The organism is Pseudomonas sp. (assembly GCF_032058845.1).
Classification (GTDB): domain Bacteria; phylum Pseudomonadota; class Gammaproteobacteria; order Pseudomonadales; family Pseudomonadaceae; genus Aquipseudomonas.
Genome location: NZ_DAMCCR010000142.1, coordinates 1 through 8871 on the forward strand (window position 1 = coordinate 1; position 8871 = coordinate 8871).

The window sequence follows — 8871 nt, forward strand, 5'->3', positions numbered from 1 at the left end:
CCGACGGCATCTTCTACAACCAGGGCCAGGTGTGCACCGCCGCCTCGCGCCTGTATGTCCACCAGTCGCTGCTCGATGACGTGCTCGACGAGCTGCGCCGGCACGCCACCGCCCACGTGGTCGGCCCGGGCCTGGACCCGACCAGCACGCTCGGCCCGCTGGTCTCGCAGCGCCAGCTCGACACCGTCAGCGGTTACCTGCAGCGCGGCCTGGCCGATGGCGCTGAACTGATCTGCGGCGGCCAGCGCCCAGCGCATCTGCAACGCGGTCATTTCATCGAACCGAGCGTGTTCCTCGACCGCCAGGAGCGCAGTTGCGTGGCCCGCGAAGAGATCTTCGGCCCGGTGCTGACCGTGATGAGCTGGTCCGAGCCTGAAGAACTGGTGGCCCGCGCCAACGATTCACCGTACGGCCTGGCCGCCGGCCTGTGGACCAACGACCTGCGCGCTGCGCACCAGTTGGCCGCGCAACTCAAGGCCGGGTCGGTGTGGATCAACTGCTGGAACGTGGTCGACCCCGCATCGCCCTTCGGCGGCTACAAGCAGTCCGGCTGGGGCCGGGAAATGAGCAAGCACGTCATCGACGCCTACACCGAGACCAAAAGCGTGTTCGTCGACCTCGCCTGACAACACCACAACACACGAGGATTCAACATGGATCTGCAACTGCAAGACCGCGTCGCCATCGTTACCGGCGGCGGCATGGGCATCGGCAAGGAAGTGGCGCGTTTCCTGTCCCAGGAAGGCTGCAAGGTGGTGATCTGCGCCCGGCGCATGAGCTACCTGGAAGAAGCCGCCGCCGAGATCACCGGCGAGACCGGCAACGAAGTGCTGCCGCTGTTCTGCGACACCAACGACATGGCCGCGGTCAACACCATGGTCCAGCAGGCCCACCAGCATTTCGGCCGCATCGACATTCTGGTCAACGGCGCCGCCGCGCCTTCTGGGGTGGTGCGCAACGACATCGAACACGCCGGTGACGATGAGCTGCTGGCCGACCTCAACACCAAGGTGATCGGCTATTTCCGCTGCGCCAAGGCCGTGACCCCGCACATGAAGGCCGGCGGTTTCGGTCGCATCATCAACATCGGCGGCCTGACCGGGCGCGCCAGCAAGGTGTTGTCGGGCATGCGCAACCTGGCCATCGCGCACATGACCAAGACCCTGTCCGACCAGCTCGGCGCCGACGGCATCACCGTCAACCTGATTCACCCAGGCGTGGTCGACACCCCGCACATCCAGGAACTGTACGAGCGCGAAGGCGTGAAGCAGAACAAGACCCCGCAGCAGGTCGAGCAGGCCTACATCGCGGCCACGCCGATCCGCCGCACCTTGCAGCCGATGGAAATGGGCTGGTTGATCGGCTTCCTGGCCTCGCCCAAGGCCGGCGCCATCACCGGTGAATCGATTGGCATCGACGGCGGCCTGACCCGCGGCATCTACATCTGAGCCGCGCCTTCACATACGAGGAGTACAGAGCATGAGCACTGGAACCTTGCTGGTTTCCACCGTTGGCCAGGCGGTGATCCGCAGCGCCGACGAAGGGCGCACCTGGCATCGCCTGGGCGTCAAGCACCAGGCGATCGAATTCGACGCCATCACCCGCTCGCTGAGCTTCAGCCCGCAGGTGCCCGAAACCCTCTACGTCGGCGCTGACGCCGGCCTGTGCGTCAGCCACGACACCGGCGGCACCTGGCTGCGGGTCGATTCACCGTTCAACGGCCAGACCGTGTGGAAGGTGGCGGTCGATCCGCAGGACGCCCGGCGCATCTTCGTCGGCACCGGCGCACCGTCGCGGGCCGTGCTGTGGCGCACCCTCGACGGCGGCGAAAGCTGGTTCCGCGTGCCGGTCGAGATCCCCGAGTTCTGCGACGGGGTGAACCGTCCACGGCTGCTGGCCTTCGCCTACGACCCGACCGACCGCGACCAGGTCTGGTTCGGCCTGGAGGAGGGTGGGCTGTTCCACAGCCGTGACGGCGGCGACAGCTTCGAACGCCTCGACGACCGCCTGTTGTGGGACTTCAACTCCGACGTGCACAACATCCTGGTACTGCCCAACCACGGTGAGAAAGTCATCGTCGTGGTCTGCGTCAACGCGGTGTACCGCAGCTTCGACGAAGGCCAGACCTGGACCGGGATCATCGCCAAACACGCCTTCGGCCTCTATTACGTGCGGGTCATGACGGCGCCGCTGGGCAGCGAAAGCACGCTGTACCTGAGCATCTCCGACGGCACGCCGGGCACCACCAGCAAGGTGCTGATCTCGCGCGATGCCGCACAGACCTGGGAGGTGCTGCCGCTGCCGCAGCAGCCCAACTCGTGCGTGTGGGCCATCGCCTTCAACCCCGGCAACCCGCAGCAGATGGTCGCCGGCACCAAGTACGGCCACCTGTTCACCTCGGAAAACGGCGGCGACAGCTGGCAGAAGCACTGGCGCGAATTCAGCGAAATCGCTGACGTGGCCTGGACGCCCGCCGTGGCGCAGATCAAGGCCGGGCACCAGTCGGTCATTCCGTAACGGAGGTGGCAGCATGAAAGTCGACATCGTACGCACCCATATCTCGCTGTTCGTCAGTGACCCGGACGCCTCGGCGCTCTGGTACGCCGACGTGATGGGCATGCACGAAAGCGCCCGTGGCCCGGCCTGGGTAATGATGGCCTTTGGCGACAAGCACCACGACATCGCCCTGATCCAGGCCGAACCCGGTGCCCAGCAGGGCGGCCTGGGGTTGCAGCACTATGGCCTGGAGATCGCCGGAGACCTCACCACCCTGCGCCAGCTGTACGGCATGTTGCTGGCCAAGGGTGTGGAGATCGTCAAGCTCACCGACCACGAGATCGGCAACGGCCTGTACTTCAACGACCCGGACGGCAACCGCCTGGAATTCTTTCTCGAAACCGAGCACGACGACGCCCAGGCCAAGGCCCGCTTCAATGCCGCTGGCGCGCCGAGCCGACCCTTCACCCTCGACCCCCTTTGACCAGGACCGCTCAGATGAAACCGACCAATTTCGCCGGCTACCACATTCGCAAATGGCACAGCTTCGTCGAGGAGACCCTGGCCAACGAGTCCGGGCAACTGGCCGACGGCGAGGCGCTGTTCAAGTACGCCGTGGCCGCGGTGATCCACAACCCCTACGCCGGGCGTTTCAGTGAAAGCCTGGCCGAACTGGTCGGGCCGTCGCCGGAACTCGGGCGGGCCTTTGGCGAGCGTATTCAGGCGCTGGCCGCCGGGCGCCGGATCGAAAGCTACGGCAAGGCCTGCCTGGTGGGCAGCCACGGCGAGTACGAACACGGTAATGCGTTTCTCACCAACCCGGCCGCCGACCCGGTGCGCGTGGCCCTGGGCGGCGGCAAGTCGTGGGTGCCCTCGACCGGCAAGCGCGGCGCACCGGGGGCGACCATTGACGTGCCGCTGGCGCACAAGGACGCGCTGTACGTGCGTTCGCACTACGACACCCTGTCGCTGACCTTCGGCGACGGCCCGGCGCCCGATGAAGTGATCATCATCTGGGCCTTCGCCACCCGTGGCCGTCTGCACGCTCGCCTGGGTGGGCTGGCAGTGGCCGATGTCCAGGGCGAGAACGGCCTGATCTGACCTGGCCTGCACAAGGAGCCTGTCCATGAGTGTCCACAGCGGTTTTTTCCACACCCGCACGGGCCTGTGTCTGCATTACCTGCACCACGCCAACCCGCAGGGCATACCGGTGCTGATGCTGCACGGCCTGCGTGCCTACGCGCAGACCTGGGACAGTCTGGCGAGTGCGCTGGGCCCAGCCTACGCCTGCGTTGCCCTCGATCAGCGCGGACGCGGCGCCAGCGCCTGGGCGCCGAGCGACAGCTACCGCACCGACGTGTACGTCGATGACCTGGAAGACCTGGTCAGCCACCTGGGCCTTGAGCGCTTCGTGCTCATCGGGCATTCGCTGGGCGGCGCCAATGCCCTGGAGTACGTGCGGCGCAACCCGGGCCGGGTGCGTGCGCTGGTGATCGAGGACATCGGCCCGGGTTCCTCCAGCCAGGGCGATGGCGTCGCGCGGATTCGTCGGGAAATGGCCGCTACGCCGCTGCTGTTCGCCGACTGGCCGGCAGCCGAGGCGTTCTGGCGGGCTTCACGGCCGGGGTTGTCGGCCGAGGCGCTGGCCTCGCGGCTGCGCCATTCGATGCGCGCGAGCAGCGACGGCATCGTCTGGCGCCATGATCAGCAGGGCATCGCTGCGGCGCGCCTGAGCATCGCCCCGACCGACCTGTGGCCGGCCGTCGAGGCGCTCGACTGCCCGACGCTGTTCATTCGCGGCGGGTGTTCGGACTTTCTGCCGCCCGCCACCCTGACGGCCCTGCAACAGCGCAATGCGCACATTCAAGTCGCCCAGGTGGATGACGCCAGCCACTATGTGCATGACGAGCAGGGCGCGCGCTTCAACCGTGTGGTGAAGGACTTCCTCGCAAGTCTTCATCTGGCATCAGAACAATAACGAGCGGTGAGTGACATGAAACGGGACAGAACCCAGGTTGCAATCGTTGGCGGTGGCCCGAACGGCATCGCCGCGGCCCATTACATGGGCGTGTATGGCATCGACTGCGTGGTGCTGGAGCTGGCCGAAGGCATCCTGCCTTACCCGCGTGCGGTGGGCATGGACGATGAAGCGCTGCGCGTGCTGCAAGGCATCGGCCTGGCCGACCAGGCCGTGCGCGACATGATCTGCGACGTGCCCCTGCGCTACTACAACGCGCGCGGGGTGTGCTTCGCCGAGGTCAAGCCGACGGTAGCGCCCTATGGCTGGCCGATGCGCAACATCTTCATGCAGCAACTGCTCGAAGAAACCCTGCGCGACGCCTTGCCGCGCCACCCGGGTATCGAGCTGCGTCAGGGCCACGAAATGCTGGCGTTGGAACAGAGCGCCGACGGCGTCACGCTGCAGGTACGCGATGCCGATGGTGCGGTCTATGAGCTCCAGGCGGACTACCTGATTGGCGCCGACGGCGGCCGCTCCGCGGTGCGCAAGCAACTGGGCATCGAACTGCAGGGCCTGACCCACCCGCGCAAATGGGTGGTGGTCGACACGCGCCACGACTCACTCGACGCGCCGTTCACGGCGCTGCATGCCGATCCGCAGCGGCCGTTCGTGTGCATCTACTTGCCCTACCAGCAGCGGCGCTGGGAGTTCATGCTGCTCGAAGGCGAAAACGAGACGGCGATGTGCGAAGAAGCCACGATCCGCCGGCTGATCCATGGCCACATCGGTGATGCGGTGGATGAGCTGGAGATCGTGCGCATCCGCGCCTACACCCACAACTCGCGGGTGGCGCAGCGTTTCGTCGAAGGCCGCGCGGTGCTGATCGGCGATGCCGCGCACATCTCTCCGCCCTGGGCCGGGCAGGGCCTCAATTCCGGCCTGCGCGACGTCGCCAACGTGTGCTGGAAACTCGCCGCCATCGTGCAGGGCAAGGCTTCGCCGCGCATCTTGCAGAGCTACGACCAGGAACGCCGTGGCCATGCCACCGATCTGATCGCCCTGGCCGACAACATGGGCGCCGTGCTGGGCTTGACCAACCCGTTGATGGCCGGCGTGCGCGACTGGCTGTTCCAGGCGGTGAACAGCGTCGACAACCTGCGCTCGCACCTGCTGGAGTTCAAGTTCAAGCCCAAGGCCACCATCACCCAGGGCCTGGTGTTCCACGAGCGTGCCGAGCTGCGCGAGGACGACCTGGTCGGCCAGCTGTTCATTCAGCCTGATGTGGAAACGGCCGACGGCCAGCGGGTGCGTCTGGACACGGTTCTGGGGCAGTCGTTTGCCGTGCTCGGCTACCGCGTCAACCCGGTACAGGGGCTGTCGGCGGCGACTCGCGATTACTGGGCGCAGTGGGACACCCGCTTCATTCAGGTCAATCGCTCGCGCAGTGGGCCGGGGCGCAACCAGCCGTTGCAGGCCGACGGTGCGATCAGCGTCGAAGACCTCCACAACCGCCTGGGTCAGTGGTTCAGCAATGTGCGTGACTGCATCGTGGTGATCCGCCCGGACCGTTTCGTCGCCGCGATCACGACACCGGAACGGCTGGAGTCGGTGCTGGGCAAATTGCAGGCGCAGCTGTCATGAGCGGGCTGGTCGAGCAGCTGCAGCACGCCGGCCTGAGCGGCACGCCGCTGGTCCCGATGGCCTCGCCGGACAGCCCGGTGCTGACCGCAGAACAGGGCTACGACCTGCAACGCCAGGGGCTGGCGCAGCGCGTTCAGCGCGGCGAGCGGCTGGTGGGCTGGAAAGTCGCCTTCGCGTCGCGCGCCGCTTTCGAGCGCTTTGGCTTGAGCGAGCCGGTGTATGGCGCACTGACCGATGCGATGGACATCGACGCCGACGCGGCCCTGGCGCTGAGCCGCTTCATTCAGCCCAAGCTGGAAATCGAGCTGGCCTTGCGCCTGGGCCGCGATCTCTCGGCCGGCTATCACAGTGACCAAGACCTGCTGAGCGCGGTGCAATCGATGGCGCTGGCCTATGAAATGGCCGACTGCCGCTGGCAAGGCTGGCGCTTCGATGCGGGTGCCTTTCTGGCCGACAACGCGGCGGCGGCGGGTTTCTGCCTCGGCCCGTGGCAGGTGTTCGAAGCGTCTCATGCCGAGCAATTGAGCTTTGCGCTGTACGGCGACAGTGCGCTGCTGGGCCAGGGCCGCCTGGGCAACCGCGAAGACACGCCGCTGGCCAATCTGCGCTGGCTGCTGCGCCGCCTCTTGGCCGACGGGCACACGTTGCGCTGCGGCCAGGTGATTCTCAGCGGCGCACTGTTGCCGCCGCTGGACATGACGCCGTGCGAATACCGCTTCGAGGCGCTGGGCACCACGCTGCTGCTCAAGGTGCTGCCAGCCTGACGGCTGATGTCGCGGCGGCGCGACGCGGCGTTGCAGTGCCTCGGTGACGGGCCGGTTACGTCCAGGCTGTCACGAGGGCCAGACGCTGACGGTGCCGTCGATCTACCGGCATCAGGCCGTGGTCGGGCGGTTCTGCACTCAACCCACCCAGCGGGCATCACCCGCCGCCGATATCGGCAATTTCTGGGTCTGCGACAGAGGGCTCGCACATGTTTGCTGAAACCCGCTGCTTTACCGATTCGCAACAGCACGCCGGGTCCATCGCCGGGTGGAACCAGGTGTATGACCAGATGGGCCGCGGCCCGCTCAATAGCGAGCTGGCCCAGGTCTGCGGCACGCGATTTCAGGTGTTTCGTGAGTCGCTGGACAAGCGCGTGCTGCAGCATGGCTACGCACCGCCAGACCGGCTGTGCATCGGTATCGCGCTGCCCAGCGGGGCGCTGCCGGTGGTGCAGGGCCATGCGGTGGCGGCCTGTGCGGTGGCGTTGCTGCGCGGCGGTGAAGAGTTCGTGGTCCATGCCCCGGAAGGTCTGCACATGCTGGCCGCCAACCTCGACACAGTGAGCTTCGCCCGGCACGCCGCCCGCGAGCTCAGCACGGCGCAGCTCAAGCGCTTGCAGACCGCCTCGCAAGTGGCGGTCGACCCCGCCGCGCTGGCTCGACTGCGTGCCCGTGTCTCAGCCTTGATCGACAGCCTGCAGCACGGTGCTCAACCCATCCCCGAGCACTGCCTCGAATCCAGCCTGCTGGAAGCATTTCTCGATCTGTTCCAGCACGCCGACGACGAGGTACGCAGCCGCCGCGCCAACCTCGCCGTCAGCGCGTATCTGGTGCGCCGTAGCCAGGAGCTGGTGCAACAGCAGCCCGAGCACCTGTTGAGCATCCTCGACCTGTGCGCCGCGCTGCGGGTCAGCCGGCGGACCTTGCAGTACAGCTTCCAGCAGGTTACTGGCTTGCGGCCGGTGGAGTACCTGCGCAACCTGCGCTTGAACGCGGTGCGCCGCGCGTTGCTGGCCAGCAGCGCCGAGCAGTGCACGGTCAGTGAAGTGGCGGGGCGCCTGGGCTTCTTTCACCTGAGCCATTTCGCCACGCATTACCGCGCCTTGTTTGCCGAGTACCCGTCGGCAACGCGGCGCAGAGCAGGCTGAGCGGCGTTCTCGCCAGCGGCGGTTGACTCCCGGTCGGCTGCCTGGTTCCGATCCCAGCGCGCCGCCCCGGCACGCGGGCGGCGACCCCCATTGGCCTCAGGTGCGGAACTGCGCCAGCAGTGTGCGCTGGTTTTCGGCCAGGGTGTCGAGCGTACGGCTGACGTCGTTGGACGCGGCCATGCGCTCGGTCAGACGCTGGCTGATGCTGCGGATTTCCGTCATGCGTTGGGCCATGTCGTCGATCACGCCGTGTTGCTCGGTGGTGGCTGAAGCGATCTGCTGGTTCATGGCATGCAAGGTGTCGACCGACTGGCGGATGGTCTGCAGGCTGGCGTGGCTGTGGCCGATCTGCTCGACCACATGCTCGGCCTTGCCGCGGCTGTCGAGCATGCCGCTCATGGCGTTCTCGGTGAGGCTGTGCAGGCGCTCGACCACCTCGCGGATCTCCCGGGTAGAGGCCTGGGTGCTGCTGGCCAGGTGGCGCACTTCATCGGCCACGACGGCAAAGCCGCGGCCATGCTCGCCGGCCCGTGCAGCCTCGATGGCTGCGTTGAGGGCCAGCAGGTTGGTTTTCTGCGCCAGGGTGCTGATCACGTCGAGCACCTGGTTGATCTGCGCGCCGCTGTTGGCCAACGCCTGCAAGCGCGACAAGGTTTCGCCGAGGGTGTGGTCGAGTGCGCCGATGCCGTCGCGGGTGGTCTGGAACTGCACCAGCCCTGCCTGCGTGGCGTGCTCGGCGCTGCGCGTGGCCTCGGCGGCCTGGGCGGCGTTGCGGGCGATCTCTTCGGCGCTGGCGCCCATTTGCACCAGCGCCGTGGCGGTTTGCTCGACCTGGCCGTGCTGCTGGAACATGTCGCTGTCG

The 8871-nt window shown here is 67.0% G+C and carries 10 protein-coding genes; 9 read left to right on the plus strand and 1 reads right to left on the minus strand.

Features of this window, described 5'->3' with window-relative positions; all coding sequences use genetic code 11:
• The 9 genes from RT028_RS18850 to RT028_RS18890 form a co-directional block, all read left to right on the plus strand.
• On the plus strand, positions 1 to 626 hold a 626-nt coding region (locus tag RT028_RS18850; RefSeq protein WP_312936792.1), incomplete at its 5' end, for an aldehyde dehydrogenase family protein.
• Between the two features lie 27 nt (positions 627 to 653).
• Positions 654 to 1448: an SDR family NAD(P)-dependent oxidoreductase gene (locus RT028_RS18855; protein WP_312936794.1), complete on the plus strand. Its 795-nt coding sequence runs from the start codon at positions 654 to 656 to the stop codon at positions 1446 to 1448.
• A gap of 31 nt (positions 1449 to 1479) precedes the next feature.
• Positions 1480 to 2517 (plus strand): VPS10 domain-containing protein, encoded by a 1038-nt coding sequence (locus RT028_RS18860; protein WP_312936796.1) that lies wholly within the window; start codon positions 1480 to 1482, stop codon positions 2515 to 2517.
• Between the two features lie 13 nt (positions 2518 to 2530).
• A complete protein-coding gene (locus RT028_RS18865; RefSeq protein WP_312936798.1) occupies positions 2531 to 2980 on the plus strand; it encodes a VOC family protein in 450 nt (149 codons plus the stop codon).
• A gap of 14 nt (positions 2981 to 2994) precedes the next feature.
• A complete protein-coding gene (locus RT028_RS18870; protein ID WP_312936800.1) occupies positions 2995 to 3597 on the plus strand; it encodes an amino acid synthesis family protein in 603 nt (200 codons plus the stop codon).
• Positions 3598 to 3622: 25 nt separating this feature from the next.
• Entirely contained in the window at positions 3623 to 4474 is an 852-nt protein-coding gene (locus RT028_RS18875) for an alpha/beta hydrolase (RefSeq protein ID WP_312936802.1), read from the plus strand.
• Between the two features lie 15 nt (positions 4475 to 4489).
• The gene (locus RT028_RS18880; protein ID WP_312936804.1) at positions 4490 to 6097 is read left to right on the plus strand and encodes a bifunctional 3-(3-hydroxy-phenyl)propionate/3-hydroxycinnamic acid hydroxylase; all 1608 of its coding nucleotides are present in this window, start codon (positions 4490 to 4492) and stop codon (positions 6095 to 6097) included.
• Positions 6094 to 6861: a 2-keto-4-pentenoate hydratase gene (locus RT028_RS18885; protein ID WP_312936806.1), complete on the plus strand. Its 768-nt coding sequence runs from the start codon at positions 6094 to 6096 to the stop codon at positions 6859 to 6861. The genes RT028_RS18880 and RT028_RS18885 overlap by 4 nt, the downstream gene beginning before the upstream one ends.
• A gap of 209 nt (positions 6862 to 7070) precedes the next feature.
• Positions 7071 to 8009 carry a helix-turn-helix domain-containing protein gene (locus RT028_RS18890; protein ID WP_312936808.1) on the plus strand — a complete coding sequence of 313 codons (939 nt, stop codon included), beginning with the start codon at positions 7071 to 7073 and terminating at the stop codon, positions 8007 to 8009.
• A gap of 96 nt (positions 8010 to 8105) precedes the next feature.
• Here the strand turns inward: RT028_RS18890 and RT028_RS18895 are convergent, their stop codons facing one another.
• Positions 8106 to 8861 (minus strand): methyl-accepting chemotaxis protein, encoded by a 756-nt coding sequence (locus RT028_RS18895; RefSeq protein WP_409567310.1) that lies wholly within the window; start codon positions 8859 to 8861, stop codon positions 8106 to 8108.
• Positions 8862 to 8871 lie beyond the last annotated feature (10 nt).

What these genes read in the sequence shown, in the direction of transcription:
- RT028_RS18855 (WP_312936794.1), top strand. Translation starts at nt 654, where the DNA reads ATGGATCTGCAACTGCAAGACCGCGTCGCCATCGTTACCGGCGGCGGC.
- RT028_RS18860 (WP_312936796.1), top strand. Translation starts at nt 1,480, where the DNA reads ATGAGCACTGGAACCTTGCTGGTTTCCACCGTTGGCCAGGCGGTGATC.
- RT028_RS18865 (WP_312936798.1), top strand. Translation starts at nt 2,531, where the DNA reads ATGAAAGTCGACATCGTACGCACCCATATCTCGCTGTTCGTCAGTGAC.
- RT028_RS18870 (WP_312936800.1), top strand. Translation starts at nt 2,995, where the DNA reads ATGAAACCGACCAATTTCGCCGGCTACCACATTCGCAAATGGCACAGC.
- RT028_RS18875 (WP_312936802.1), top strand. Translation starts at nt 3,623, where the DNA reads ATGAGTGTCCACAGCGGTTTTTTCCACACCCGCACGGGCCTGTGTCTG.
- RT028_RS18880 (WP_312936804.1), top strand. Translation starts at nt 4,490, where the DNA reads ATGAAACGGGACAGAACCCAGGTTGCAATCGTTGGCGGTGGCCCGAAC.
- RT028_RS18885 (WP_312936806.1), top strand. Translation starts at nt 6,094, where the DNA reads ATGAGCGGGCTGGTCGAGCAGCTGCAGCACGCCGGCCTGAGCGGCACG.
- RT028_RS18890 (WP_312936808.1), top strand. Translation starts at nt 7,071, where the DNA reads ATGTTTGCTGAAACCCGCTGCTTTACCGATTCGCAACAGCACGCCGGG.
- RT028_RS18895 (WP_409567310.1), bottom strand. Translation starts at nt 8,861, where the DNA reads ATGTTCCAGCAGCACGGCCAGGTCGAGCAAACCGCCACGGCGCTGGTG.